General features: G+C 42.8%; 37 protein-coding genes. 4 read left to right on the top strand and 33 right to left on the bottom strand.

What is annotated here, in order from left to right; all coding sequences use genetic code 11:
* Positions 1–183: 183 nt before the first annotated feature.
* From AC5JMK_RS25415 to rplC, 32 genes are all read right to left on the bottom strand, one after another.
* Positions 184–1,200: a metal ABC transporter solute-binding protein, Zn/Mn family gene (locus tag AC5JMK_RS25415; protein WP_096678840.1), complete on the bottom strand. Its 1,017-nt coding sequence runs from the start codon at positions 1,198–1,200 to the stop codon at positions 184–186.
* A gap of 233 nt (positions 1,201–1,433) precedes the next feature.
* Positions 1,434–2,534 (bottom strand): peptide chain release factor 1, encoded by a 1,101-nt coding sequence (gene prfA, locus AC5JMK_RS25410; RefSeq protein ID WP_096675247.1) that lies wholly within the window; start codon positions 2,532–2,534, stop codon positions 1,434–1,436.
* 102 nt (positions 2,535–2,636) lie between these two features.
* Positions 2,637–2,879 carry a 50S ribosomal protein L31 gene (gene rpmE / locus AC5JMK_RS25405; protein WP_016859422.1) on the bottom strand — a complete coding sequence of 81 codons (243 nt, stop codon included), beginning with the start codon at positions 2,877–2,879 and terminating at the stop codon, positions 2,637–2,639.
* A gap of 192 nt (positions 2,880–3,071) precedes the next feature.
* Positions 3,072–3,488, bottom strand: a complete 417-nt coding sequence (gene rpsI / locus AC5JMK_RS25400; protein WP_096675246.1) for a 30S ribosomal protein S9 — start codon at positions 3,486–3,488, stop codon at positions 3,072–3,074.
* Positions 3,488–3,943, bottom strand: a complete 456-nt coding sequence (gene rplM / locus AC5JMK_RS25395) for a 50S ribosomal protein L13 (protein WP_096675245.1) — start codon at positions 3,941–3,943, stop codon at positions 3,488–3,490. Before rplM ends, rpsI begins: the two co-directional genes overlap by 1 nt.
* 145 nt (positions 3,944–4,088) lie before the next feature.
* On the bottom strand, positions 4,089–4,916 hold the full coding sequence (gene truA, locus AC5JMK_RS25390) for a tRNA pseudouridine(38-40) synthase TruA (protein ID WP_096675244.1): 828 nt from the start codon (positions 4,914–4,916) through the stop codon (positions 4,089–4,091).
* 83 nt (positions 4,917–4,999) lie between these two features.
* A complete protein-coding gene (rplQ, locus tag AC5JMK_RS25385; RefSeq protein ID WP_016859426.1) occupies positions 5,000–5,350 on the bottom strand; it encodes a 50S ribosomal protein L17 in 351 nt (116 codons plus the stop codon).
* A 249-nt stretch (positions 5,351–5,599) separates the two neighbouring features.
* A complete protein-coding gene (locus AC5JMK_RS25380) occupies positions 5,600–6,547 on the bottom strand; it encodes a DNA-directed RNA polymerase subunit alpha (RefSeq protein ID WP_096675243.1) in 948 nt (315 codons plus the stop codon).
* 346 nt (positions 6,548–6,893) lie between these two features.
* Positions 6,894–7,289, bottom strand: coding sequence for a 30S ribosomal protein S11 (gene rpsK / locus AC5JMK_RS25375; protein WP_096675242.1), 396 nt, complete (start codon positions 7,287–7,289; stop codon positions 6,894–6,896).
* A 54-nt stretch (positions 7,290–7,343) separates the two neighbouring features.
* Positions 7,344–7,724, bottom strand: a complete 381-nt coding sequence (gene rpsM / locus AC5JMK_RS25370; protein WP_096675241.1) for a 30S ribosomal protein S13 — start codon at positions 7,722–7,724, stop codon at positions 7,344–7,346.
* A gap of 108 nt (positions 7,725–7,832) precedes the next feature.
* Complete coding sequence (rpmJ, locus tag AC5JMK_RS25365) at positions 7,833–7,946, bottom strand: 50S ribosomal protein L36 (protein WP_096675240.1); 114 nt, start codon at positions 7,944–7,946, stop codon at positions 7,833–7,835.
* Between the two features lie 114 nt (positions 7,947–8,060).
* The gene (infA, locus tag AC5JMK_RS25360) at positions 8,061–8,285 is read right to left on the bottom strand and encodes a translation initiation factor IF-1 (protein WP_006276978.1); all 225 of its coding nucleotides are present in this window, start codon (positions 8,283–8,285) and stop codon (positions 8,061–8,063) included.
* Between the two features lie 275 nt (positions 8,286–8,560).
* Entirely contained in the window at positions 8,561–9,115 is a 555-nt protein-coding gene (locus AC5JMK_RS25355; RefSeq protein WP_096675239.1) for an adenylate kinase, read from the bottom strand.
* A complete protein-coding gene (gene secY, locus AC5JMK_RS25350) occupies positions 9,115–10,440 on the bottom strand; it encodes a preprotein translocase subunit SecY (RefSeq protein ID WP_096675238.1) in 1,326 nt (441 codons plus the stop codon). Before secY ends, AC5JMK_RS25355 begins: the two co-directional genes overlap by 1 nt.
* Positions 10,441–10,636: 196 nt before the next feature.
* A complete protein-coding gene (gene rplO / locus AC5JMK_RS25345; protein WP_096675237.1) occupies positions 10,637–11,080 on the bottom strand; it encodes a 50S ribosomal protein L15 in 444 nt (147 codons plus the stop codon).
* A 96-nt stretch (positions 11,081–11,176) separates the two neighbouring features.
* Complete coding sequence (gene rpsE, locus AC5JMK_RS25340) at positions 11,177–11,704, bottom strand: 30S ribosomal protein S5 (protein WP_096675236.1); 528 nt, start codon at positions 11,702–11,704, stop codon at positions 11,177–11,179.
* Positions 11,705–11,853: 149 nt separating this feature from the next.
* Positions 11,854–12,216 (bottom strand): 50S ribosomal protein L18, encoded by a 363-nt coding sequence (rplR, locus tag AC5JMK_RS25335; protein WP_096675235.1) that lies wholly within the window; start codon positions 12,214–12,216, stop codon positions 11,854–11,856.
* Positions 12,217–12,218: 2 nt separating this feature from the next.
* Positions 12,219–12,767: a 50S ribosomal protein L6 gene (rplF, locus tag AC5JMK_RS25330; protein WP_096675234.1), complete on the bottom strand. Its 549-nt coding sequence runs from the start codon at positions 12,765–12,767 to the stop codon at positions 12,219–12,221.
* Between the two features lie 64 nt (positions 12,768–12,831).
* Positions 12,832–13,233 carry a 30S ribosomal protein S8 gene (gene rpsH, locus AC5JMK_RS25325; protein ID WP_096675233.1) on the bottom strand — a complete coding sequence of 134 codons (402 nt, stop codon included), beginning with the start codon at positions 13,231–13,233 and terminating at the stop codon, positions 12,832–12,834.
* Between the two features lie 21 nt (positions 13,234–13,254).
* Positions 13,255–13,800: a 50S ribosomal protein L5 gene (gene rplE, locus AC5JMK_RS25320; RefSeq protein WP_096675232.1), complete on the bottom strand. Its 546-nt coding sequence runs from the start codon at positions 13,798–13,800 to the stop codon at positions 13,255–13,257.
* An 88-nt stretch (positions 13,801–13,888) separates the two neighbouring features.
* On the bottom strand, positions 13,889–14,239 hold the full coding sequence (gene rplX / locus AC5JMK_RS25315; protein ID WP_096675231.1) for a 50S ribosomal protein L24: 351 nt from the start codon (positions 14,237–14,239) through the stop codon (positions 13,889–13,891).
* A complete protein-coding gene (gene rplN / locus AC5JMK_RS25310) occupies positions 14,239–14,607 on the bottom strand; it encodes a 50S ribosomal protein L14 (protein ID WP_096675230.1) in 369 nt (122 codons plus the stop codon). Before rplN ends, rplX begins: the two co-directional genes overlap by 1 nt.
* Before the next feature lie 102 nt (positions 14,608–14,709).
* Positions 14,710–14,958 (bottom strand): 30S ribosomal protein S17, encoded by a 249-nt coding sequence (gene rpsQ / locus AC5JMK_RS25305; RefSeq protein WP_016859439.1) that lies wholly within the window; start codon positions 14,956–14,958, stop codon positions 14,710–14,712.
* 6 nt (positions 14,959–14,964) lie between these two features.
* A complete protein-coding gene (rpmC, locus tag AC5JMK_RS25300; protein WP_096675229.1) occupies positions 14,965–15,195 on the bottom strand; it encodes a 50S ribosomal protein L29 in 231 nt (76 codons plus the stop codon).
* 3 nt (positions 15,196–15,198) lie between these two features.
* A complete protein-coding gene (gene rplP, locus AC5JMK_RS25295) occupies positions 15,199–15,630 on the bottom strand; it encodes a 50S ribosomal protein L16 (RefSeq protein ID WP_026081885.1) in 432 nt (143 codons plus the stop codon).
* 83 nt (positions 15,631–15,713) lie between these two features.
* Positions 15,714–16,466, bottom strand: a complete 753-nt coding sequence (gene rpsC, locus AC5JMK_RS25290; RefSeq protein ID WP_096675228.1) for a 30S ribosomal protein S3 — start codon at positions 16,464–16,466, stop codon at positions 15,714–15,716.
* Positions 16,467–16,514: 48 nt separating this feature from the next.
* The gene (gene rplV / locus AC5JMK_RS25285; RefSeq protein WP_096675227.1) at positions 16,515–16,877 is read right to left on the bottom strand and encodes a 50S ribosomal protein L22; all 363 of its coding nucleotides are present in this window, start codon (positions 16,875–16,877) and stop codon (positions 16,515–16,517) included.
* A gap of 76 nt (positions 16,878–16,953) precedes the next feature.
* A complete protein-coding gene (gene rpsS / locus AC5JMK_RS25280) occupies positions 16,954–17,229 on the bottom strand; it encodes a 30S ribosomal protein S19 (protein ID WP_016859444.1) in 276 nt (91 codons plus the stop codon).
* An 81-nt stretch (positions 17,230–17,310) separates the two neighbouring features.
* Positions 17,311–18,174, bottom strand: coding sequence for a 50S ribosomal protein L2 (gene rplB / locus AC5JMK_RS25275; RefSeq protein WP_096675226.1), 864 nt, complete (start codon positions 18,172–18,174; stop codon positions 17,311–17,313).
* Between the two features lie 157 nt (positions 18,175–18,331).
* Positions 18,332–18,646 carry a 50S ribosomal protein L23 gene (locus AC5JMK_RS25270; protein ID WP_096675225.1) on the bottom strand — a complete coding sequence of 105 codons (315 nt, stop codon included), beginning with the start codon at positions 18,644–18,646 and terminating at the stop codon, positions 18,332–18,334.
* The gene (gene rplD, locus AC5JMK_RS25265) at positions 18,639–19,271 is read right to left on the bottom strand and encodes a 50S ribosomal protein L4 (protein ID WP_096675224.1); all 633 of its coding nucleotides are present in this window, start codon (positions 19,269–19,271) and stop codon (positions 18,639–18,641) included. Before rplD ends, AC5JMK_RS25270 begins: the two co-directional genes overlap by 8 nt.
* Positions 19,272–19,422: 151 nt before the next feature.
* Positions 19,423–20,055, bottom strand: coding sequence for a 50S ribosomal protein L3 (gene rplC / locus AC5JMK_RS25260; protein WP_096675223.1), 633 nt, complete (start codon positions 20,053–20,055; stop codon positions 19,423–19,425).
* Between the two features lie 971 nt (positions 20,056–21,026).
* On the opposite strand from rplC, the gene AC5JMK_RS25255 reads away from it, so the two are divergent.
* Positions 21,027–21,503: an NAD(P)H-quinone oxidoreductase subunit N gene (locus AC5JMK_RS25255; RefSeq protein WP_096675222.1), complete on the top strand. Its 477-nt coding sequence runs from the start codon at positions 21,027–21,029 to the stop codon at positions 21,501–21,503.
* Positions 21,504–21,555: 52 nt separating this feature from the next.
* Here AC5JMK_RS25255 and AC5JMK_RS25250 read toward each other — a convergent pair whose 3' ends face one another.
* The gene (locus AC5JMK_RS25250; RefSeq protein ID WP_096675221.1) at positions 21,556–23,094 is read right to left on the bottom strand and encodes a SulP family inorganic anion transporter; all 1,539 of its coding nucleotides are present in this window, start codon (positions 23,092–23,094) and stop codon (positions 21,556–21,558) included.
* Positions 23,095–23,420: 326 nt separating this feature from the next.
* On the opposite strand from AC5JMK_RS25250, the gene AC5JMK_RS25245 reads away from it, so the two are divergent.
* From AC5JMK_RS25245 to petE, 3 genes are all read left to right on the top strand, one after another.
* A complete protein-coding gene (locus AC5JMK_RS25245; RefSeq protein ID WP_096675220.1) occupies positions 23,421–24,251 on the top strand; it encodes a carbohydrate ABC transporter permease in 831 nt (276 codons plus the stop codon).
* Positions 24,252–24,864: 613 nt separating this feature from the next.
* Positions 24,865–25,356, top strand: a complete 492-nt coding sequence (gene psbV, locus AC5JMK_RS25240; protein ID WP_096675219.1) for a photosystem II cytochrome c-550 — start codon at positions 24,865–24,867, stop codon at positions 25,354–25,356.
* Between the two features lie 225 nt (positions 25,357–25,581).
* Positions 25,582–25,992: a plastocyanin gene (gene petE / locus AC5JMK_RS25235; RefSeq protein ID WP_096675218.1), complete on the top strand. Its 411-nt coding sequence runs from the start codon at positions 25,582–25,584 to the stop codon at positions 25,990–25,992.
* Positions 25,993–26,247 lie beyond the last annotated feature (255 nt).

The following is a 26,247-nucleotide window of genomic DNA, read 5'->3' as shown; positions in this document are numbered from 1 at the left end:
TGACGTCGCTGACTCACAAACCAATTCCGCCTGCGCGGACTATTTTTAGGCTGCGGAGAGAGGTTTGCTAGTATAGCCGCGACTTCTAGTCGCCAGGTTAAGTTTGAAAAAATGGAATGCTCCCGTACAGTTGTACGTCCCTAATTCATGTATTTTTAAAAAAGTTAAATATTATAATATAACTTAATTTTTATTAGCTACAGCTTGCGGTTCAAATATTAAATACGTCCCACCCAAACCTTCAACAATTGTGCGAGTATTAGCAGTTAACATTTTTTGGTAAGTATCTCCATTGTCACCTGGTTTACCCAAATTCTCAGCCAAAAGTTGCCTTGCTGCAACTTGCACTTGTGCTTGCTTGGCAACTGTATTAATAACATTAGAGTTACTTGTGCTATCTATAAAAATAGTTGGCACTGTTGATCTTCTGATTTCTCGAACTACCTCTTTAATTCTTCCAGATGTAGGTTTAACATTATTAATTTTTTCTAAAGCGTTTATAGATGCAAGATTGTAGGCTTTCGTATAATAAATCATTGCATCATCATTAGTTGCAACAAATTTACGATTTTTAGCTGGAATACTATCAATACGTAACTTAATCCATACATCCAACTGGTTTAATTGTTTTTTGATTTTTTGTGTATTTCTTCCATATAAGAAAGCATTGTCAGGTATGGCTTTACTTAAGTTAGCACTAATTACCTCTGCCATCTTGATGCCATTTTTTGGATGATGCCAAACATAAGGATTAGATACTAACTTGCCATTTTTTCTATACAGCAATGGTTTGGGAACTGCACGTTGAGCAACTGCTATTTTAGCTGCGCCGTTTTTACTACCTTTAATTAATTTAAATAAATTTGTTGGTTCAAAGTTATATCCATTAAAAAAAATTATTTTGGCTTGTTCTATGGCTTGGCGATCGCCTGCTTTTGGTTGATAGCGATCAGGATCGACACCAGGAGAAATTAAGCAAGTCAGATTAACTGTCTTTTCTGCTACCTGTTTTACTAAGTCACAAATTACACTATTGGTAGCAACAACTTTAGGCAGATTCTTGTTTGATTCACCCGAAGATTCAGTGGTTATAGCAGGCGAATTAAACAAATTACCGACATAATTACACCCAACAAGTCCAACAGTGAGGGCAATAAAGATAATACGCAGAGGTTGGAATAATAGTAATTTTTTTGACATAGATGCTTCTTGGCAGTTTATCATCGCTGGTCTAAAACGGGAACTTTCAGGTAATCAGCTAGAAGAAACGGACAGACTTTTAAAGACTCTGCGACTAGCCAAATTAGCAACTCGACAATACAAAAAAGCCTGTCCGTAACACACGCCAAATGCGAAGAAAAAATGGTTGACTCAGCCAATAAACCACGCATGATTGCGCGAGGTCGTGCGGTTTTTTTCCACGGCGGAAGGGATTAATTCATCGCTCCAGAAGCAGCAAGTTCTGCCAAGCGTTCTTGCTGGTCTTGAGAGATACAAGACTGAACCAATGATTCTATATCACCTTCGAGAACTGGGTTGAGAGAGAAGTTTTGACCAAGACGATGGTCAGTAACTCGGTTATCTTTATAGTTGTAGGTGCGGATTTTTTCGGAACGTGACCCTGTACCTACTTGCGATCGCCGCATGGAAGTTACAGCTTCTTGTTGTTCGCGTAACTTCATTTCATACAGCTTGGCTCGCAAAATTTGCATAGCCCGTTCTTTGTTTTGTAACTGGCTGCGTTCTTCAGTACAAAAAATCCGAATCCCCGTTGGTTTGTGCATCAAGTCAACGGCAGTTTCTACTTTGTTGACGTTTTGTCCACCAGCACCACCAGATCGCGCTGTAGTCATTTCAATATCTTTAGGATCAATGTGGATTTCCACATCATCGACTTCTGGCATGATCGCCACGGTGGCTGTAGAAGTGTGAACTCTTCCTCCCGCCTCCGTGACTGGTACACGCTGAACGCGATGGACTCCAGCTTCAAATTTTAATTTGCTGTAAACACTGTCTCCTTGAATTTCTAGGATTGCTTCTTTAAAGCCACCCATCTCCGCTAGGGATTCACTGACTAGCTTGACTCGCCAACCCTGAGTATCAGCGTAGCGAGAGTACAACCGTACTAAGTCCCCTGCCCAGATACTAGCTTCTTCACCCCCAGTCCCAGCCCGAATTTCCAACATGATATTTTTATCATCGTTGGGGTCACGGGGTAGTAATAATATCTTCAAACGGTTTTCTAAGTATTCTATTTTCTCTTCTAATTCTTGAACTTCCAGGGCGGCCATTTCTTGCAGTTCGGCATCTAAGTGAGATTCTTTCAGTATTTGCCGCGCCCCTATTAGTTCTTCTTGGGCTGTTTTCCAATTTTCATAAGTATTAACTATCTCTTCTAACCCTGAACGCGCCTTTGCCACTTTCTGATATTCATCAGGATTTTTGGCGGTATCGGGATCAGCAAGACGACGGGTTAATTCATTAAAAGTTTGTTCAACAGATCTAAGTTTCTCCAGTAAATATTGTTCAGCCATGATGAGTGCGATCGCTCCTTAAAATAACAAGTTGGCCTGAGCATTTATGACAAGCGACCCAGCAGATGCAGGGTCGTCATTACCAGCAACAGAGCCAAATCGCTACTTTTTCTTTTTGCCACCAGAAGCTTGATCGCCGCCTCTCATGCCATACTTCCGCATAAAGCGCTCAACACGACCTTCAGTGTCAATAATCTTTTGAGTGCCAGTGTAAAAGGGGTGGTTTCCAGACCAAACATCTACGTGCAGTTCTGGCTTGGTGGAGCCGACGGTCATCACAACTTGACCGTTGCAGTAAACTTTAGCCTCTGGATACCACTCAGGATGAATACCAGATTTAGCCATTGTTCCTTATGTGGTGAATATACTACGATTATAACTTTGGTGTTCGACTAGAAATAGGAATCGGGGATTGGGGATCGGTGATCAGGGAAAGGGAATTGGGAAGGGGTACAGCGAGACGGGGAAAGGTAATTTAGGATATGAAATTAGGATATTGATAATTTTCCCAATCCCCAATCCCTGATCCCCAATCTCTTAACGCTTCGAGTACTGGGGTGCTTTGCGAGCCTTGTGCAAACCGTATTTTTTCCGTTCTTTTGCACGGGGATCGCGGGTGAGATAGCCTTCACCTTTGAGAGGTGAGCGGTTATCGGGGTCGAGTTGGCATAAAGCACGAGCCACTCCCAAACGTATCGAATTGGCTTGTCCAGTTAAGCCACCGCCTTCGGCTTTCACCAAAATATCATATTCGTTTTCCAATCCTAAAGTTTCTAGAGGCGCTTTGATACCTCCGAGATAATTAGGATTGAATTGGAAATACAAATCTCCAGGTTTACCATTGACAACCAATTGTCCAGTACCTGGAACTAGGCGTACTCGTGCGACTGCGGACTTACGTCGGCCAGTACCCCAGTACATAGCGCGACCGCTAGTGTTTTCTGTTGCTTGCATTAATCTTGTGCTCCTGGAATAGTATTAATTTTTAGCTCTTTGGGTTTTTGAGCCTCGTGAGGATGAGTCGGACCAGCGTACACTTTTAACTTGGTGAACAACTGTCGTCCCAAGCTATTTTTCGGTAGCATTCCTTTGACAGCGTGTTCAATAATGCGTTCTGGTAAACGTCCTTGAAGTTTGGCAAAAGTTTCTGTTTTCATCCCGCCAGGACGACCGGAGTGACGATGGTAAATCTTTTGGGTGCGCTTTTTACCAGTTACGGCTACTTTCTCGGCATTGACTACAATCACAAAGTCGCCTGTATCCATGTGGGGCGTGAATTGGGGTTTGTTTTTGCCTCGCAGAACCATAGCTATTTCGCTAGCTAGGCGACCAAGACGTTTGTCGGTGGCGTCTACGACGTACCAATCATGCGTTATAGAATCTGTAGGAGGAAGATATGTTTTGTTCATTGTTCATTGTTAATTGTTGTTTGTTATTTGTCCTACCCTGCGGGTAGACACGGAGTGGCTACTTACCAGAAGTCGCTACGCGCCTACCGTAGGTAGCCGCTTGCGCGTCTATGTCATTTGTAATCACCAATGACTATTGCATTGACTAATGACTAATGACAAATAGAGGCTGAGTGTCAAACCAGACTTCTTTTAAAAAAGGAAAATCTGGATAACCGACTCGTAATAAACATAAGCCATGGGCAGGTGCAGCATATTTCACTTCTTCCCGGCGTTCATTTTTCCAGAGATCAGTGAATTCAGCAAGCGATCGCTCTCCATTACCTACCTGCACCAACATTCCTACTAATAGCCTCACCATGCCATACAAAAATCCATTTGCTTGGATCTCAATATGAATAAAAGGCCCATTTCGATAACACTCTACTGCTTGCACTTCAACCCAAGAGTGCTTACGTGCTGAGTTACTGCGGTGAAACGCTGCTAAATGATGGTTTCCGAGTAGGGGTTTCAATGCAGCCTGAATTAAAAAGTCATCCAGGGGTGTATGGTAGTAATGCCAACTGAAGTGCCTCACAAACAAATTGGGCTGTTTTCCAGTGTATATGGTGTAGCGATAACGCCGATATACCGCACTAAAGCGAGCGTGCCAAGTCTGGCTTACACCTGCCGAAGCTAAAATCAATATGTCTTCGGGCAGGTAACTATTTAGCACCGTTGCCCATTTGTGAGGTGGAATTTTACCAGTCGCATCAAAATGAGCTACTTGAGCGGCGGCGTGAACCCCACTATCAGTACGTCCTGCACCGTGTAGCGTAACAGAATGACCTAGTAAATTCGCTAAGACTTTCTCTATTTCTTCCTGTACGCTACGGTGTTGTGGTTGCCTTTGCCAGCCATGAAAATGAGTCCCCAGGTATTGAATTACCAGGGCGACTCGCTGTTTTGGTGGAGGCTGGTGGCTTTCTAACATAGGATTTTGTCATTTGTCATTTGTCATTCGTTGGTTATTCTCATCAATCGTCAACTACTAACTAATGACCAATGACCAATAACTTAAACTAGTTCAATAATTGCCATTTCAGCATTATCACCACGACGAGGTATGGTGTGCAGGATGCGGGTATAGCCACCCTGACGATTAGCGTAACGAGTGGGAGCTTGCTCAAACAGAGCATGAACTAATTGTTTGTCGTAAATGTAACCAAGAGCTTGACGGCGTGATGATAAAGAACCGTCTTTGGCTAAAGTGATCATTTTATCGACTTCGGATCTCAGCACTTTAGCTCGTTGCAGAGTGGTGGTGATTCGACCATGACGAATTAGCTCAGTTGTGAGGGCGCGCAACAGGGCGCGACGTTGATCAGCTGGTTTGCTGAGTTTTTTAACACGACAACGATGACGCATAACTATGAACCATTTTAAAGATAGTACTTACTAAGAAAGTTGTTAGTTAGTCTTTAAACTCTCCTCTGGTTGGAAACACGAGAGCATTCTGTTGGCGCGCTAGCCTTCTTGAAGGTTATTGTTGTTGCTACGCCGATTAGAAATCGAACTCCGCAAGGTTGTTTTGCCCCAAAGGGGCTTTGACTGGTTCAAGCAGTCCTAACCGCCTCGACCTATTTCTAGGCTGTGCGGCTACTTTATAAGTATTGATTAACCGTGTTTAGAAGCCCTTTCAGTTGGTAGGGTAATACCCAAACGTCGCTGTAGTGCTTCAACTACTTCTTCTGCTGACTTCTGACCAAAGTTTTTAATTTCTAATAGGTCTTCTTGGGTGTAATCCAACAAGTCCGCCACAGAGTTAACTTGAGCGCGCTTGAGACAGTTATAAGCTCTCACAGAAAGCTGTAACTCTTCAATCGGAATCTGGGCTGTAGGATCATCTGGGATATCAGAATCTGTATCTGTTTGCCTGATATCAATATCTTTTAAGGGATTGAATAACTCTACCAAGATTCCTGCTGCTGAGGAGAGAGCTTCTTGAGGGCTAAGACTGCCATTTGTCCAGACTTCTATCAGCAATCTATCTCTTGGCATTCCATTATCGCCACGAGTTTCTTCAACGCTGTAGTTAACTTTCCTGACTGGCATAAACACCGAGTCAATTTGGAGAAAGTCTAGAGATGTCGCTTCTTCACGACCCCGTTCTACGGTGCGATACCCTTTGCCTTTTTCAATCCGAAATTCCATTTCTAGCTTTCCTCCTTCTGCGAGGGTCGCTATGTACTGAGTCGGATCGATCACTTCAACTTCACTCGGCAAATCAAAGTGTGCTGATGTGACTGTAGAGGGGCCTGTAACCAGTAAACGACCTATCTGGGGTTGAGCAGAATAACTTTTGAGGATTATTTCCTTCATTTTCATGAGGATTTCTAGTACATCCTCTCTCACACCCGGAACGGTAGCAAATTCGTGCGTTACTCCTGCAATACGTACTGCTGTTACAGCCGTACCTTCTAAATTTGACAACAATACCCGTCTGAGGGCGTTGCCAACGGTAGTTCCTTGGCCCCGCTCTAGAGGTTCTAGGATAAATTTACTATAATGGCTCCGACTTTCCTCTGTACTGGACTCTATACATTCAATTTGAAACTGCGCCACGGAGTAGCCTCCCTTGCTTTCAGGTCTTGCTAGTAGACAGATATACTGCCCACACATTTGGATTTTTGCCTTGTGTTTGAAGTTAATTAAACTAAATACTTTGATTAATAAGCAATAAGTTCAAGTATCTACAAACTTTACAGGCGCTACTATGTTTTAGGTTTTCCGAAGTTTTGTAGCCCCTCGTCATAACTAGGGCTTTTTGGACTTCGGACGGCCACTATGCGTGTGAGGGAAACAGTTCTCAGTTGTCAGTTATTAGTTACTTGTTACTAGTTATCATTGGCTGTTGATCTGCTTACTGTTAACTGTTCACTGATTACCTTTACCACCCAACAAGTCGCATTTAGACTCGACGGCGTTTGGGAGGGCGGCAGCCATTGTGAGGAATTGGGGTAATATCTCGAATGAGCGTAATTTCGAGTCCTGCTCCTTGCAGTGCGCGGATTGCTGTTTCCCGACCTGCTCCTGGACCACTCACCATGACCTCAATTTGGCGCATTCCCTGATCGGTCGCTCGACGTGCTGCACTTTCAGCTGCGGTTTGGGCTGCAAAGGGAGTTCCCTTTTTTGCTCCTTTAAAACCGCTAGAACCAGCACTCGCCCAAGAGATCACATCTCCGTTTTGATCAGTAATGGTGACAATGCTATTGTTGAAAGTAGATTGGATGTAAGCAACACCATTTGGTACGTTGCGTTTTTGCTTTTTGCTCCCGGTCTTTTTGCTTGGTTGTCGCGCCATATCGTTGTGATTGGATGAATGTAAAACTTGCTAACAGCAAGCGTTGTCAAAAATTTATTTCCCTGGTGCTTTCTTCTTACCAGCGACTGTTTGTCGTCTCCCTCGACGGGTACGGGCATTGGTACGAGTTCTCTGTCCTCTTACTGGTAAGCCCATGCGATGACGACGCCCTCTGTATGTACCAATTTCAACTAGGCGCTTGATATTTAGTGATTCCCAGCGCCTCAAGTCACCTTCGACTTGATAGTTTTGTTCTACTTCTCCCCTTAGGGTTGCTACGTCAGCATCACTGAGATCTTTTACACGGGTGTCTGGATTTACACCTGTAGACTTTAAAATCTCCTGCGATCGCGATAGACCAATTCCATAAATATAAGTCAGACCGATTTCAACACGCTTGTCGCGTGGTAGGTCTACTCCGGCAATACGTGCCACAACAATTGTCTCCCTAAATTTGCTTGCTAGTGATGTTAATTTAGTGTGTGGACGATGATTTGATCGTTTCACTTCACCAAGTTTTAAGAGTCGTACCTTGAATTTGTTCTAACCTTGGCGCTGCTTGTGTTTCGGATTTGAACAGATCACCATCACGCGACCCCGACGACGGATCACGCTACACTTTTCACACATTCTTTTGACTGAAGCTCTAACTTTCATGCTCTGCTAATTGACTCCAAATGTTAAATTATAGCATTTTCAGATAAATGTTCAGTTAAATGTCGCTCAGAAAAGCAATTGATTTGAACATGTGGTATATTAACTTACATATATCTATTTTTTCCGCAATCGATAAGTAATTCTACCCTTTGTCAGGTCGTAAGGAGTTAGCTCTACCTTGACGCGATCGCCAGGTAAAATTTTGATATAGTTACGGCGAATCTTACCAGATATATGAGCTAAGACATTAAAGCCATTGTCTAAATCAACGCGAAACATGGCGTTTGGCAATGACTCTGTAACTGTACCTTCCATTTCAATCAAATCTTGCTTAGACAATTTATTATTCCCTCAATTCAACAGTTCTTTATTCATTTACAGATATTTATAGTCTGGAAATGAACATATTTTTAGAAAAATATCAACAGTTTATTAATATATCTTATCTAAGATTTACATGTATCTGCTTGGGGATTGGGTATCGGGGATCGGGGAATATTGATTTCCCTATAAGGAGTAACGAGCATTAGGCATTGGTGTTTATTCCTCTTGTTTCTTTGGATTCCGATCCCCGATCCCTTATCCCCAATCCCCATAACCTTTTTTTGTTAATTTTAAGATGCTATGGCGTTTTTAAGATCGGTAGTGACTTCTTCTAGGGACTGATTGCCGTTAACCGTAATCAGTTGGTGGCGATCGCCATAGTAGTCAATCAAGGGAGCAGTTTCAGAGCGGTAGACTTCCAAACGACGGCGAATTACTTCTTCTGTATCATCAGCACGCCCTCGTTGTAAAAGACGATCAACTACAATATCATCTGGCACATCTAGATTGACTACCTTCTCTCCTTGCTGTTCTAGTTTTTGCAGTAATTTTCCTAGAAAAGCTGCTTGCTTAACAGTCCGAGGAAAGCCGTCCAAAATCCAACCTGATTTAGTATCCGGTTTAGCGAGGCGTTCTTCCACCATTTCCTCCACAAGCTGATCGGGAACTAGCTCACCCCTATCCATATAATTTTGGGCTTTTATACCCAAAGGAGTTTGGTCTTTCAATGCTTGCCGCAAGATATCACCTGTGGAAATATGGGGAATATCGCAGTGATTGGCCAATGTTTTAGCTTGAGTTCCTTTACCAGCACCCGGCGGTCCCAAGAAGATTAATCGCGTCACTATTGCTTCACCATTCCTTCATAGCGCTGAGAGATCACATAAGTTTGGACTTGTTTAGCTGTGTCAATCGCCACACCTACTAGAATCAGCAAAGAGGTAGCACCCAAACCTCTAAAAGTTGGTACTCCTAAAGCTTTTTCTACCGCAGTGGGGATGATAGCAATCAAGCCCAAAAAGATAGCACCCAAAAAAGTAAGTCGATTCAAAACGCGCTCTATATACTCTGTAGTAGCTTTACCCGGACGAATACCAGGAATACTAGAACCCATTTTTTTCAGGTTCTGTGCCACATCAACTGGGTTTACTATCAAAGAAGAATAGAAATAACTGAAAAAGACAATTGAAACTAGGTAGACAAGGGCATATACCCAAGACTGAGAACCACCAGGACTGAGATAAGTGTTGATGATATTTGCCAATTCTGGATTTTTGGTGAAATTGGCAATAAACAGTGGCAAACTCAGGATTGCAGCAGCAAAGATGATTGGCATAACTCCACCTTGATTCAGACGCAAGGGGAGATAACTACGTTGTTCGGCAAAAATCCGCCGACCAACTTGACGACGAGCAGAAATAATTGGGATGCGACGAATTGCTTCTTGAACAAATACAATCCCAACGATAGTGAAAAGAAAAACTAGGACTAATACAATTACTGGACCTACTCTTTCGCGAACAATTTCTTGACCACTACCTTGAATATAAGCAATAGTATCGTTGAGAGATTTAGGCAATGTTGCCACAATATTGACAAAAATCAACAAAGATGCGCCATTACCAACACCACGCTCCGTAATGACTTCTGATGCCCACATAACAAACATTGAACCAGCGACAAGAGCAACAGCTGTTTCAATTACGAAAATAGGGCCAAAATTAAAGGCAAAAGGTCTTAACCAAAATGCTGCTAAGAACACACTTTGTAAAATTCCCCAACCCAAAGCTACATAGCGGGTTATCTGGGAAATTCTCCGCCTTCCTGCTTCTCCCTCATTTTTTTGTAAGTTTTCTAAATATGGAATCGCAGCAGTGAGCAATTGGATAATAATCGAAGCATTGATATAAGGTAAAATGCCCAATGCAAAGACTCCCAATGCGGAAAGACCGCCTCCGGAGAAGATATCCAAAAAGCTGAATATCTGATTATTACCATTAATTGCAGCTGCAAACTGCTGTCGGTCAATTCCTGGTATAGGTATATGTATACCTAGACGAATCAACATGAGAATACCGATGGTGACAAGCAGCCGACCTCTTAATCCTGCTGCTTGTGCCATCTGCATAAAAGTTTCTTGAGCGGTTGGGGGTTTATCTCGACTGATCATAAAGCGCTACCTTTGAAGAATGAAGCATGAAGTCAGAAGTGTGAAGAATATGGAAGTGTGAAGCACGAAATTTGAAGTACTAAGTTTTTTATCCTTCATTCTTCATCCTACCCTGCACTGTAGGCGCGTAGACACGAAGTGGCTGCTAAGTAGCGACTTGGTGAAAGTAGTCCGCCCTAAAGGGCGTCTACAATCTTCATATCACCTCACAGCTTCCGCCAGCTGCCTCAATTTTGCTACGAGCTGTACCTGTAAAAGCTGCCGCCTGTACTTTAAGCGGAACATTTAATTCCCCATCTCCCAAAATTTTCAATGACCCCTTGGCAGCAGTAAGGATACCTACTTCTTTTAAAGAGGTCAAAGTAACTTCTGTGTTAGCTGGAAGTGAGGCTAGCTTACCTACATTAATCGTAGTGTAAACTTTACGGTTAATTAGGGGAAAGCCCTTGAGCTTGGGTATGCGACGATACAATGGCTGTTGACCACCTTCAAAACCAGGTCTAGTACTGCTACCAGAGCGAGCTTTTTGACCCCGCATACCTTTACCGGCACTTGCACCTTGACCAGCAGAAACGCCTCTACCTAAACGGCGACCGCGTTTTTTAGACCCTTTTTGGGGGCGAACATCGTTGAGTCTCATAAGCGATAAATTAAGCAAAATTTGTCATTTGTCATTTGTCATTTGTCATTTGTCATTTGTCATTTACTAAGAACAAAGGACTAAGGACAAATGACTTTATTTAATGTAAAGATTCTCCAGAGGAATACCCCTGTCTTCGGCTACTTCTGAGAAAGTACGCAAAGCAGTGAGGGCATTTATAGCAGCTCTGGCGTTATTCAGGGGATTGTTGGAACCGAGTTGTTTGGCTAAAACATTCCGTACACCTGCCAACTCTAGTACAGTACGAACCGCACCACCAGCAATTACACCAGTACCAGGGGCTGCTGGTCGCATAATTACTTTTGCACCGCCGCCAGCACCATCAACAGGATGGGGGATGGAATTGGATTTAGTAATAGGGATGTCAATCAGATGTTTTTTCCCGTCGGCTACACCTTTTTTCACCGCACCAATTACATCTGAAGCTTTACCCACTCCAACACCAACTTGACCGCGTTCATTACCAACAACGACGATCGCGCGGAAGCTGAGTTTTTTACCACCTTTAACTACTTTACTAACCCGTCGGATCTGAATGACCCTTTCTTGCCAGTTAGTTTCTTCTTTTTTAACGCGGTTGGTTTTACGACGATTTGTTGCCATTGTCTAATTTCCTCTGTCATTTGTCATTTGTCATTTGTCATTTGTCATTTGTCATTTTTTGGTAGTTGTTTGTTGCTTGCAGTAACTAACCACTAATTACCAACTACTAACTACTCACCATTGACTAATGACCATTGACCAATGACAAATTAGAAATCTAACCCAGCTTCACGTGCTGCATCAGCAAGTGCTTTAATCCGACCGTGATAAAGATTACCACCGCGATCAAAAACTACTTTGGTTATCCCTTTTTCTAGCGCTCGTGCTGCGATTAGCTTACCAACTTCAGTTGAAGCTTTAGCGTTTCCTCCAGAAGTGAATTTAGATTTGAGTTCTGGTTCTACGGTGGACGCTGCTACTATAGTGTGATGCTGGGTATCATCTATCACTTGAGCGTAGATATGCTGATGTGAGCGAAAGATTGCTAAACGTGGCCGTTCTGAAGAACCGGTCACTTTTCCACGGATGCGCCGATGGCGACGCTGTTTTGATTCTCTACGAGTAAGTTTCATATCTACTTCTTACCACTCTTACCAGTCTTACCAGCTTTACGTCTAACTACTTCGCCAGCGTAGCGAATACCTTTACCTTTGTAAGGTTCCGGTGGACGAACAGCACGAATTCTTGCTGCTGTGTTACCTACGACTTCTTTGTCGTAACCACTGATAATAACGTTAGTATTATTTTCAACCGCAAACTGAACTCCCTCTGGTGGCACAATTTGTACTTGATGACTGTAACCCATGTTCATAACCAGGTTACGACCTTGTACTTGCGCCCGATAACCAACCCCTTGGATTTCCAAACGGCGTTCAAATCCTTTGGAAACTCCTTCAACCATGTTAGAAACCAAGGTGCGGAATAACCCATGTAACTGACGAGAGACACGTGACTCATCACGGCGATTCACCGTTAGTATTTCCCCTTCTTGGGACAAAATCACATTAGCGGGTAATTCGCGCGAAAGCTCACCTTTTGGGCCTTTGACAACAACCTTGGCGTTATCAAAAGTTACTTGTACCTTTGCGGGAACTGTAATTGGGCGTTTACCAATTCGAGACATAATTATTTATCCTTTGTCGTTTGTCCTTTGTCTTTACTAATGACAAATGATCAATGACCAATGACTACCAAACGTAGCAAAGTACTTCACCACCCAAGTTATGACGCCGTGCTTCCCTGTCGGTCATGATGCCACTAGATGTAGAAATAATGGCAATGCCGATACCACCTAATACCCGTGGTAATTCTTTTTTATTCGAGTAAACGCGCAAACCTGGTTTACTTACCCGTTTGAGTGTAGTAATAATAGGTTGACGATTTTTACCCTTGTATTTCAGTGCAATTACCAGGTTTCGCTTGATTCCTTCTCCGACATCTTCGTATTCACCGATGTAGCCTTCTTCTTGAAGTACTTTAGCGATACTACGGGTAATTTTTGTGGATGGCACTTGTGTAGTTTGATGCCGCGCCATAGTGGCATTACGGATGCGCGTCAGCATATCAGCAATAGTGTCGTTAGTCGCCATCGTCTCCTCGTTTAATTGAACTTATTGTTCGCGGAAGGGCATTCCCATTTCTTTTAATAAGGCACGACCTTCTTCATCAGTCTTAGCTGTGGTGATGATGGAAATATCCATCCCTCTGATTTGGTCAATGCTGTCGTACTCGACTTCTGGAAAAATCAACTGTTCTCTAACACCAAGGGTATAGTTCCCACGGCCATCGAAGCTTTTGGGACTGATACCGCGAAAGTCGCGAATTCTAGGCAAAGTCAAGTTAATTAATCGGTCGAGAAAGGCATACATTCGTTCACTTCTGAGAGTAACCATGATCCCAACAGGCATACCCTGACGAATTTTGAAGCCTGCGATCGCTTTTTTTGCTCTTGTCACTACAGGTTTTTGCCCAGTGATCAAAGCAATTTCACTTAAAGACGCTTCCAGGGCTTTCGCATTTTGAGCTGCTTCTCCTAAACCCCGGTTAATAGTCACTTTCACCAGCTTTGGTACTTGATGAACGTTGGTGTATCCAAACTGTTTGGTGAGGTTGGAGACTATTGTTTCTTGGTATAAACTTTTAAGTCTTGTTGGCATAGTTTTTTGTTCTGGTTGTCCCTGGGCTTTGTCAGGGAATGCTTTTGTTCTTTGTCATTTGTTTCGATCAATGACTAATGACCAATAACTATTTATCAATAATTTCGCCTGTTTTTTTAAGCATCCTTACCTTTTTACCTTCATCGGTAAAGGTGTAGCAGATGCGACTGGCGACGTTCTGCTTGGTGGAGTAAAGCATGACGTTGGAACTGTGGATTGGGTATTCCTGGGTGACGATGCGCCCGGATTCACCTTCCGCTTGGGGCTTGACGTGCTTGGTTTTGATATTGACGCCTTTGACTACGATTTTGCTTTCTTGAGGCAGGGCTTTGATAATCTCGCCGACTTTGCCTTTGTCTTTACCAGCAATTACCTGGACGGTATCCCCAGCTTTGACATGCATTTTGTAGAACTTTGGCTTTTCTTTTTTGCTTGCCATTACAGCACCTCCGGAGCCAAAGAAACGATTTTAGTAAAGTTTTTCTCACGCAGTTCGCGAGCAACAGGGCCAAAGACGCGAGTTCCTTTTGGATTCCCATCTTTGTTAATGATCACTGCGGCGTTGTCGTCAAAACGGATACTCATACCGCTATCCCGGTTAATATTATGGCGGGTACGAACAATCACTGCTTCTACGACATCTGATTTTTTGATAGCCATGTTTGGCTGGGCATCTTTGACAACAGCAATAATTCTATCGCCCACAAAACCGTAGCGACAGTTACCTGCTCCTAAAACACGGATACACATGAGTTTGCGAGCGCCGCTATTGTCTGCAACATTAAGGTAACTTTGGGGTTGGATCACAATAATTCTCCTTGTGGTTGGTAATTGTAAATTGGTAATTGTAAATTGGTAATTGCTAATCGCTTTTTAACCTATTACCCATTACCTATTACCCATTACCCATTAAGTGTTTTTTGTAGTCAGAATTTCTGCGACTTGCCAGCGCTTGGTTTTACTCAGGGGTCTAGTTTCTTGAATGCGGACGCGATCGCCAATTTTGCAGCGATTTTCTTCGTCGTGAGCCTTATAACGCCTGGTATTGACTACAATCTTGCCGTACTTGGGATGAGGAGCGCGGTTTTCAACAGCGACTACAACTGTTTTTTGCATTTTGTCGCTTACTACCAAGCCAATTCGTTCTTTAACTGCCATAATCTCCTACTCTTTTTCTTCTGCGGCTTGATTTGCGGTGGCCCGTTGGCGCTCTGATTCTACCGTTAGCAATTGGGCTAGGCGATGTCGGGCATGTCGGAACTGGTGGGGTTTTTCTAGTTGTCTGGTTGCTTTTTGCAAACGTAAATAAAACAACTGTTTTTTAACGGCAAGAATTTCCTCAGCCAGTTTTTCGTTACTTAATTCTCTTGCTTCCGAAATTTTGGGAAGAGGCATAACCTACTCCTGCTCCTGTGGCTCTATTTCAGAGCGTGAAATGAACTTAGTTTTAATTGGCAGTTTGTATGCAGCTAAACGCATTGCTTCGCGGGCGGTAGCTTCAGGAACACCAGCGATTTCAAACAAAATCCGTCCTGGCTTGACGACTGCTACCCAATATTCGGGAGAACCTTTCCCGGAACCCATCCGTGTTTCTGCGGCTCGCATTGTTACAGGCTTATCAGGGAAAATGCGAATCCAAATTTTACCACCCCGGCGGATGTAACGGGTCATGGCTCGACGAGATGCTTCTATTTGACGAGCCGTGATCCAAGCGGGTTCTTGAGCTTGGAGGGCAAAATCACCAAAGTTCAGGGAACTGCCAGCAGTAGCCAGACCTTTCATGCGTCCGCGCTGCTGTTTACGGAATTTCGTTCTTCTTGGACTTAACATGGTTTGTCATTTGTCATTGGTCAAGAGTCATCTGTCATTGGTCAAGAGTCATTCACTAATGACTAGGGACTAATGACTAATGACTATCCTTCATTTGAGCGGTCTTCAAATTGCTGACGACGACGTTGTTGACGGCGACGTGGTTCACGCTCCCGTGTTGTTGGTGGGGGAGGTGTTTCTTCTTGTCCAGGAATAATTTCTCCCTTGAATATCCAGACTTTGATGCCGAGAATCCCGTAGATGGTTTTTGCTGTGCAGTAAGAGTAGTCAATGTCAGCTCTTAAGGTATGTAGAGGGACTCGACCTTCACGAGTCCACTCTGTGCGAGCAATTTCTGCACCGTTGAGACGACCACTCACCTGGACTTTGATACCTTGTACACCTGCACGTTGGGCGCGCTGAATCGCTTGGCGTACAACCCTACGGAAAGAAACACGGCGTTCTAGCTGTTGAGCGATGTATTCAGCAATTAGGTAAGCATCAGCATCAACACGTTGTACTTCTACAACGTTGATGCGGATTTGACGATTGCTGCCTAACAGGTTTTGAAGTCCGGTACGCAATGAATCAATACCTTGTCCACCCCGACCTACAACTACACCTGGGCGTGCTGTGCGGACTTCGAGGTCAATTTGATCGGCTTTACGCTCAATCCGGACTTCGGAAATTCCTGCATTGTTCTGAGCGTATCTACCCAGTTTTTCTTCAATGAAGTTACGAAGTTTGTGGTCTTCCTGTAAGAGTTCTGGATAGCGGCTAGGATCAGCAAACCAACGAGATTGATGCTCTTGGGTTATTCCTAGACGAAAACCAATTGGATGTATTTTTTGTCCCACAAATGCTTTCCTCTAAAATTTCTGGCTTTAAGCTATCGGTGTAAGCACTTATTGCGCTGAGGCTCCTGGAGCAACAGCGACTGTAATATGACATGTTGGTTTGCGAATCTGGTACGCTCGACCTTGCGCCCTTGGTTGAAACCGTTTCAGTACTGGTCCTTGGTCTGCATGGGCCTTAGTGATTACTAGATCAGCTCTGTCCAATCCTTCATTATGCTCTGCATTAGCAGCAGCACTTCTGAGAACCTTCAATACTGGTTCACAAGCACGATAGGGCATAAATTCCAGAATGATTAGTGCTTCTCGATAAGATCGCCCACGAATTTGATCGAGTACCCGACGCACTTTATAAGGAGACATGCGTATGTAACGGGCGATCGCTTTTACTTCATTAGTAGTATCAACATCCATAGTTTTCTCCGTTTTTGTCATTTGTCATTTGCAATTTGTCATTCGTCATTTACAAAGACAAATGACTAAAGACAAACTACCTACCTGCTTTTTTATCTTTGGCGTGACCTCTAAAAGTGCGTGTGGGAGCAAATTCGCCCAGCTTATGTCCCACCATTTGGTCGCTGATGAAAACGGGTACATGCTGCCGTCCGTTATGAACAGCAATGGTATGACCAACCATTTCCGGTAGAATTGTGGAAGCTCGTGACCAGGTTTTGATCACTTCTTTTCTATTGCTATCGTTAAGCTTCTCAATTTTGCTTAACAAATGATCTGCTACAAAAGGACCTTTTTTAAGAGAACGACCCATAGTTTTGGTAATTGGTAATTGGTAATTGGTGATTGGTAATTGGTAATTAGTAATTAACCCATTACCTATTACCCCTTAGCATTAGCTTTCACGACCACCGCGTCCGCGTTTAGAAGATTTACGGCGACGACGCACAATCAACTTGCTACTTTGTTTTTTGGGTTTACGTGTCTTCAGACCCAATGCTGGTTTACCCCAAGGAGTAACAGGCCCAGAGCGACCGATGGGGGCGCGACCCTCTCCACCGCCGTGGGGGTGATCAACTGGGTTCATGACGCTACCTCTGACATGAGGACGGCGACCTTTCCAGCGATTTCTACCTGCTTTACCTGCACTCAAGTTTCTGGCGTCTACGTTACCGACTTGCCCAATAGTGGCATAGCATTCCCGGCGAATCATGCGGACTTCTCCTGAAGGCAACTTCAGGGAGACATAATTACCTTCTTTGGCTACGACTTGAGCAGTTGCTCCAGCAGAGCGAACGATTTGACCACCTTTACCAGGAGTCAACTCAACGTTGTGAACGCTTGTACCTAAAGGAATGTTTGACAAAGGTAAGGCGTTCCCATCTTCAATGGGAGCATTGACACTAGCAATTACTGTTGTCCCAACTTTTAAACCATTGGGTTGGAGAATATAACGCTTTTCGCCGTCTTGGTACTGTAAAAGCGCGATGCGGGCGTTACGGTTAGGATCGTATTCAATTGCGATGACTTCTGCGGGAATATCACGTTTATTGCGTTTGAAGTCGATCATGCGGTAAAGCCGCTTGTGTCCGCCCCCCCGAAAGCGGCTGGTTATCCGCCCTTGGTTATTGCGGCCTTTGGCACGATGTACAAATTTAGTTAGAGATTTTTCCGGCTCAGTTTTAGTAATTTCTGCAAAGTCGGAAATCGTGACCTGGCGAGTACTGGGGGTATAAGGGCGATAAGAACGAGTACCCATAATTTATATTTTGGATTTTGGAGGCGTGGATTTTGGATTTAGAATCTTTGATTTTGGATTTTAATTTTGGAATTAGTGAGTACCAATTCAATTACAACAATCTTTGTCACCCACTAATTACCTCAATCTAAAATCCAAAATCCAAAATCTAAAATTCTTAGAGTTCGGGGAATAGAATTTGTCTGATCTTGTCTTCATCCCCAGTGGCCACTGTGACAATGGCTCGCTTGTATTGGGGTTTGAAACCAATAAATCTGCCGACGCGACGCTTTTTGCGGGGACTATTACTGGTATTTACTTGTACTACTTTGACCTCAAATAGAGTCTCTATTGCCGCTTTTATTTCTGGCTTGGTCGCTTTGGGAGAGACTTCAAAAGTATATTTATTTTGCTCCATGAGTATGGTCGCCTTTTCAGTCACAATGGGGCGACGCACTAGGTCAGGGAGTTTGCGGGGGTCGAAGTTAGGCACTGTAGACCTCCTGAATTTTTTCTAGAGCTGATGCGGTAAGAATGATTTTGTCTGCGTTGAGTAAATCGTAAACGTTGAGGTTATCAGCAGCTATGAGTTTGAGATTCTCAACGTTACGGGCTGACAAGATTACGTTTTCGCTTTTCTCGGACAAAACTAACAGTGTATTACTTTCTGGCTCGACACCCCAACGGGCGATCGCTGACACTAATTCTTTGGTCTTAGGACGCTGTAGCTGTTCGCTAAATTCTTCTACCACAATTAAGTCATCAACGCGACCAGCAAAGGCTGTCCGCAATGCTAACTTCCGCTCTTTGCGGTTCATCTTAATTTCATAGTCTTTGGGTTTGGGTCCAAAAATGACACCGCCACCACGCCACAGTGGAGAACGAATAGATCCTGCACGCGCTCGACCAGTACCTTTTTGCCGCCAAGGTTTGCGACCACCGCCTCTGACTTCAGAGCGGGTTTTCGTGCTGGCCGTCCCTTGACGAGCATTAGCCATTTGTCTAACCAAGGCTCTATGCACAACATGAGACGCTGTTTTTTCTTTGGCAACTTGCAAATCAAAGCTTTTTTGCCCGACTTGTTCTCCCTGCCAATTTTTGACTACACATTCAAACATTTTTAATGTCCTTTGTCATTTGTGAGCCAGCGCGGTCTGGGGGTTTTCCCCATGAGCAACTGGCGTAGACGCGTAAGCGGCTTCTCACAGAGTACCCGTAAGGGTTTTGTCATTTGTCTTTTGTTAGTCACTAATGACTAATGACTAATAACTAACCAACTACCTTGGCAGGCACAATATTTACCAAAGACCCAGGTTTTCCAGGAACAGCTCCCTTGATTAGCAACAAGTTGCGATCTGAGTCTACTCGCACTACAGTAAGTTTTTTGATTGTGGTGCGGCTACCTCCTAAACGTCCTGGCGCCCGCTTACCTGGATAAACACGACCTGGCGTTGTACCAGCACCGGTAGAACCAGGCGCTCTATGGTTTTTAGAACCATGCGACATAGGTCCACGAGCGAAGTTGTTGCGTTTTTGGTTGCCTGCAAAACCACGACCGATGCTTGTACCTATGACATCTACTTGTTGACCTGCGCTAAAAATATCTGCTTTAATCTCTTGACCCGGAGTATACTCACTAGAGTTATCTATACGATACTCATTTAAATGACGTAATGCTGAGGCAGAAGACTTTGCTAGATGACCTAATAAAGGTTTATTCAGCGCTTTTGGCTTAACTTCGCCATAGCCTACTTGGATGGCGGAGTAACCGTCGGTCTGTTTTGTTTTAACTTGAGTAACTGTACATGGTCCCGCCTGAATGACTGTGACAGGAATAGCTATTCCTGCGTCGTCAAAAATTTGGGTCATGCCCAGTTTGGTGCCGAGAATACCTACAGACACAGTTACTGGCTCTCCTTTCTACTTTTTTCTTGGGAAATTGGATTCTTCAGAACACTTGTACAGAAGCTTTATCAGCTACTTTCCGCTATTTTGCGTCACCTTATGAAGTCAGGAACGGCTTAGGTAGGCGGTTCCAACTTACCCGGTCTTTCATCAAGTATCCCTACTTATGATGTGAATCCGTTTGCTTTCACTTACACGTGATTAGAACTAGCAAAACACTTTCCATAGAGGAAAGTACATTGTTTGGGTTTAATACAAGGCTTTGGAGCTTTGTGCAACAATGCTTCTATCTCAGCAATTGCTCTGGCACTTTACTTGCTTGTAGCAGGACTTAGGCAGCAAGCTACCCAGTATCCTTGTAACTGAGACTTACGCCATGCTACAAACCAACATCACTGCTCAGTTTCTACCCCTCCAATCACCTTAAAAATAATATTTTAAGGTTTTGCCTGCGGTTTCGCTCTATTACAAGAGCGAACTTGTTCTACTGAGTGGAATGAGTTTGAGTTTTTAACTCTACTCGTTTTCGTTGACCTGAAAGCTTTTATAGTTTACCAGTCTGTTGTCAATTATAGCTAGCTAATTCTGTTTAGAACTTTGCTTGTTAGCTTCAAATGCTAAATTATTGCTAACAATAACAACGAAGTGGTATCCTGAGTTTGGTCACAATCTAGAATTATAAATTAAATCTTGATTTTTGTCTATTAATATTTTTTATAGTAATGAGAAGTAATGAAGATGAAAAACCACGCGTTCGCCTAATCAAACCCTTTTAAGCTTGAAAATTGGTCATTGGTTATTGGTCATTTGTCATTGACAAGGGTTTCAAAGGTGTTTGGGGTTTCGTAATTTGCGCTATCTTTCTTCTCGACGACTTAACTTATCCTGTCCATAAGTTAATCGGTTAACTTAATTTGATGACTAAAAGTGAATAATAGAGATATCTAAGTCGGACAAGACGAAAACCTATGGCACTAATTACCACTGGTAACACTTTAATTCGTGATCTAGAAAAAAATGGCGCTCTTGGTGTCTACGTACCTTTAGAAGGAGGTTTTGAAGGTCGCTACAGACGCCGACTACGTGCAGCAGGCTATATGACTCTCAATATCACTGCTAGAGGGCTAGGTGATTTAGCTGCTTATCTCACAGGTGTTCATGGAGTTCGACCTGCACATCTTGGTAAAAAAAGTACTGGTAGTGGGGCCGCAGTTGGTTATGTGTATTATGTACCACCAATTGTCAACTATCAGCTAGAGCAGTTACCACCAAAATCTAAAGGATTGGTGTTGTGGATTATTGAAGGTTATATCCTTTCTAACCAAGAACTTGAATATTTAGCGAACTTGCCCAAGCTGGAACCACGGGTGAAAGTCGTCATCGAAAGAGGTGGCGATCGCACCTTCCGTTGGACTCCTCTGGAAAAAACTCTGTTAGCTAGCTAGATTTAGAGGATCGGGGATTGGGGATTGTCCTTTGTCTCCCTTGTCTTCCTTTTCATCCCATTCCCCGATCCCTGCTCCCTGCACCTTTGTCTCCTTCTGGGACTCTAGATTTATGAACGGTTGTGTGGCTATCATGGTTTAGCCCAACGATGGTGACATGCTTATTGAGGCGATGATATTTGCTTACTACCTTGGCGATCGCATTGGCTGCGGCCTGATCCCATACATGGGAACGATGAAAATCAATGATTACTTTGTCTGTATCTGTAGTGTATTCAAACAACTCTACAAACTGGTTCGCGGAACCAAAGAACAATTGACCGTGAATGTAATACACTCTGTTCTCATTACGATCAATGCTGAGTGTAGTCCGAATTTGAGCTACTTGCCAACCAAATATTAATAAGTTCAGAATTACCCCTGCTAATACACCTTGGGCTAAGTCGTGTGTGACTAGTGCTACTATGACTGTAAAAGGCATTACTAATGCTTCTGGTAGTGGTGTCTTTCGTAATACCTTCAAAGACTTCCAGTCAAATGTTTCAAAGGACACCATAATCATCACACCAACCAATGCTGCCATGGGAATTTGCTGTACAATATCGCGCATTACGAACATAGAAAACAGCAAAAACGCACCAGCAACAAAGGTAGACAAACGTCCTTTAGCACCACATCTAGTATTGATGACAGATTGTCCCACCATACCACAGCCTGCCATCCCACCCATTAAACCAGTAACTGCATTAGCTATTCCCTGACCTTTTGTTTCTCGATTCTTGGAAGTGCGAGTGTCAGTTAGTTCATCGACCAAGGCGGCTGTTAACAATGATTCTAACAGTCCTACGATCGCTAACGTTAGTGAGTAAGGTAGGATAATCATGAGTGTTTCTAGGGAGAAACTAACCTGGGGTATGTGTAACACAGGTAAGTTGCGTGTAATTTCTCCAATGTCTCCGACTCTACGAATATCCAAATCCGTGGCGATCGCGACAATGGTCATAGCAACAATTGCTATAAGTGGTGAAGGAATGCTCTTTATCAGACGGGGGAATAAGTAGACAATCGCCAGTGTAACGGCTACCATCACATACATTTGCCAAGGTTCCCCAGCAAATAGCCTTAACTGAGCAGTAAAAATTAGAATTCCTAGAGCATTAACAAATCCAGCAATGGCAGATTGAGGAATAAAACTGAAGAATCTTTCTAACTTCAAAACCCCAATCAAAAATTGAATAATTCCTGTCAGAATGGTAGCAGCAAATAAATATTCTATTCCATGCTTTTCAACCAATGTTGTCATCAGTAACGCCATTGAGCCAGTCGCTGCTGATATCATGGCTGGGCGTCCTCCTACCAAGGAAATAACCACTGCCATACAAAAAGATGTATAGAGTGCTACCATTGGGTTAACTTTGGCGATCGCAGCAAATGCTAAAGATTCTGGAATCAGTGCTAATGCTACTGTTGCACCTGCAAGTACCTCGGTTTTGATTTTAGATAGATGCAGATTATTCGTTATTTTTATCTGCAAGAATTGAACTTTAGTCCTCTGTTTTTTTTTAGCGTTTTCTCGTCGATTGAAAAGCATGTTTAACCCTGCTACTGTGGTATGGCTATGTAGCTACTGATTGGCAAATTCAAAATTAATTGCTTCAAAAATGCAATTAATGCAGATATCATCATCAAGCGTCTGATAGATCTGTATGAAGCTATGGGAAGCAAGTGCATTAGTATTAGACAAAAATCAAAACTAAGCTATTTTTACACCATTAAAGCCACATATTTCAGATTTATTTGTCAAGCAATTATGATTTTGATTTCATCTTCATACTGTTATCGGCATGTATAAAGTTTTTGTGAGGCATTGATATTGACCGTATAAACTCTAGTAATATATTTTCTCAAGATTAGTCTATGAAACTTTCTTTACCAATAGGAAAAGGACTATTGTATGTCCTGTTGACACTGTACGCTGTTATTACCATCATCCCTTTTTTGTGGGCGCTTTCGGCATCCTTTAAACCCCTGTCTGAAATAGTTAGCGGCGAAGTTAATTTTTTGCCCAAAAACTTTACTCTTGACAACTATAAGCAAATTTTTCTGCAAGAACCGCTATTTCTGCGTTGGTTGTTCAATAGTGTAGTTATTGCCGTTTGCGTCACTATTTTAAACTTGCTGTTCAATTCAATGGCTGGTTACGCCCTAGCGAGGTTGCGGTTTCGAGGTAGACATTTTTGGTTTTTACTGATTTTGGCAGTACTAGCAGTACCAGCACAAATTACACTAATTCCAACATTTTTGATTTTAAAAGCTTTCGGTTGGCTAAATTCTTATCAAGGGATGATTGTCCCTAGTATGGTGAATGCCACTTTCATTTTTATGATGCGGCAGTTTTTTGTTAACTTTCCTAAAGAATTAGAGGAAGCTGCTGCGCTTGATGGGTTAACTCCTTTGGGAATTTTCTGGCGTATTGTTTTACCTTTGGCAAAACCAGCATTAGCAGCGCAGGCAATTTTTGTTTTTATGGGTAGTTGGAATAATTTTTTGTTGCCTGTGGTGATACTGTTTGATCCGGAGATGTTTACCTTGCCTTTAGGTTTGAATTCTTTCAAAGGTCAGTACATCAGCTATTGGAACTATATCATGGCAGCTTCAATGGTGTTTACTCTGCCAGCTTTAGCTATTTATGCCTTTTTCAATCGGTACTTTATTCAAAGTGTGACTTTTACAGGAGGGAAGGGGTGAGAATTGGGGACAAGACAGACATGGAAGAAGAAGTTATGTTGAATGGAGGAGTTAAACCTCGTCCATTTTGAAAGCTGGAGTTTTATATAAGGGCTTATAATTCGCTTCTAGCCTGAGTTATACGCTTTACCCTAATTACAAAAAACTACGATTCTCAACGTAGACGTAGTTTAGATCATTATATTTTTTGGAGTTCGCTTAGACGTTAAACAAAGTTATGCAAATGCGATCACAACTTATACAGTAAAAATACTCACACTTCTATCTGTTTTCCTGTCTCCCTAGCCAGTAGTTAAGGCAACAAATTGGCCTCTTAACGTGATATTTGTATAACAGCGACTTTATCTATATCTGTCAGTTAAGATACTTTATGGGTTGTGCAAACCTATTTATCACAAAGATACCAGCAGATGATATCCATCCTGTAGGAGGAGTTTTATCTGTATGCAACCGATTGCAACCAATATAGTTTAGTTCGTTGTTAGTGGTTGGTGGAACAAACAACAAACAACAAACAAAAAACAAAAAACAATTGACAACTGGCAGTTAACAACAAAAGATTGAGTATCGCGATATTTAGCTGTGTTGAGCGTCAAAATCTTTAAGGGGAAAGATGTTAAAAAGACTAATTGGCATTTTTGTAGCTACTGTGTTGCTGACTTTTCAGTTTGTTGTTGGTAGTGCAACAGCAGTGGAGATAGATCAAGCTTCACGCACAGTACAGTTAAATGAAAAGGGTGACACAGTTGTAGTCAGCCTAAAACAGCTTACAGAAGGCAAGCGCTTGTTTAACGATACTTGCTCTCAGTGTCACCCTGGTGGTGTCACCAAAACCAACCAGAACGTAGGACTTGATCCTGAAGCTTTGGCATTGGCAACACCACCCCGTAATAACATTGAAGGACTAGTGGATTACATGAAAAACCCCACTACCTATGATGGAGAATATGAAATTTCTGAGTTACATCCCAGCATTAAGAGTGCTGATATTTTCACAGAAATGAGAAATCTCACTGATGATGATTTGAAAGCGATCGCTGGTTATATCTTAGTGCAACCAAAAGTAATTGGTATCAAGTGGGGCGGCGGTAAAATTTACTACTAAGCTCCTGGTCACTAACATAGTCATCATTTCTTAGTCATGAGTTTTTAAGTCATTAGCCTCTCGTAAGTAGCCCCAGATGATTGGGACTACTTACCAAAAGACTAATGACTATATTTTTAACCATTTTTCCAAAAAAAATTTACATCTACGACATCTTGTCATATTTGGCGTTAATTTTATCTAAAATGAATAGAGGAAAATAAAACTTGTTGATTGGAGAAGGCTATGAAATTAATTGCGGCCGGCTTGCGTCGCTTTGGTCTAGCGGTGTTAACAATTCTTTTAGTTGTTGGCAGCTTTGCTGTTTTCACTCCTAGTGCTGCGGCTGATACATATACAGTAAAACTCGGCAGTGATAAGGGAATGCTGGCGTTTGAGCCTGCAAAGTTGACTGTCAAGCCAGGTGACACAATTAAATGGGTAAACAACAAAGTTCCTCCCCACAATGTTGTATTTGATCCTGGCCAGTCAAAAAGTGCTGATTTAGCGAAAGCTTGGACTCACAAGCAGTTGCTCATGAGTCCAGGTCAAGAGTATGAAACCACAATCCCCGCAGATGCTCCCAAGGGTGACTATACCTTCTACTGTGAGCCTCATCGTGGTGCTGGCATGGCTGGTAAGCTAACTGTTGAATAATTAGCACTTCACTTGAGTTTTAATAGAGACTTCTGTGGAAAACTAGACTTGGCATACTCTTCGAGTGATGCTTCGGCACACTAAAAAAGAATGCACACATAACTCAAATGCGATGACGAGTCTGATTCCTACTGTTGATGCTACTACAGGCCAAATGGCAAACCAGCGAATAGACTCGTCATCAGCAAATTTGAATTTTTTTAACTATTTCGTCGTAAGTCCCGCGCTCTAACGCTTCGTTGAGCGTCGGGATAT

The sequence above is a fragment of the Pelatocladus sp. genome, from assembly GCF_059505505.1.
This window is presented reverse-complemented; position numbering and strand designations above follow the sequence as displayed.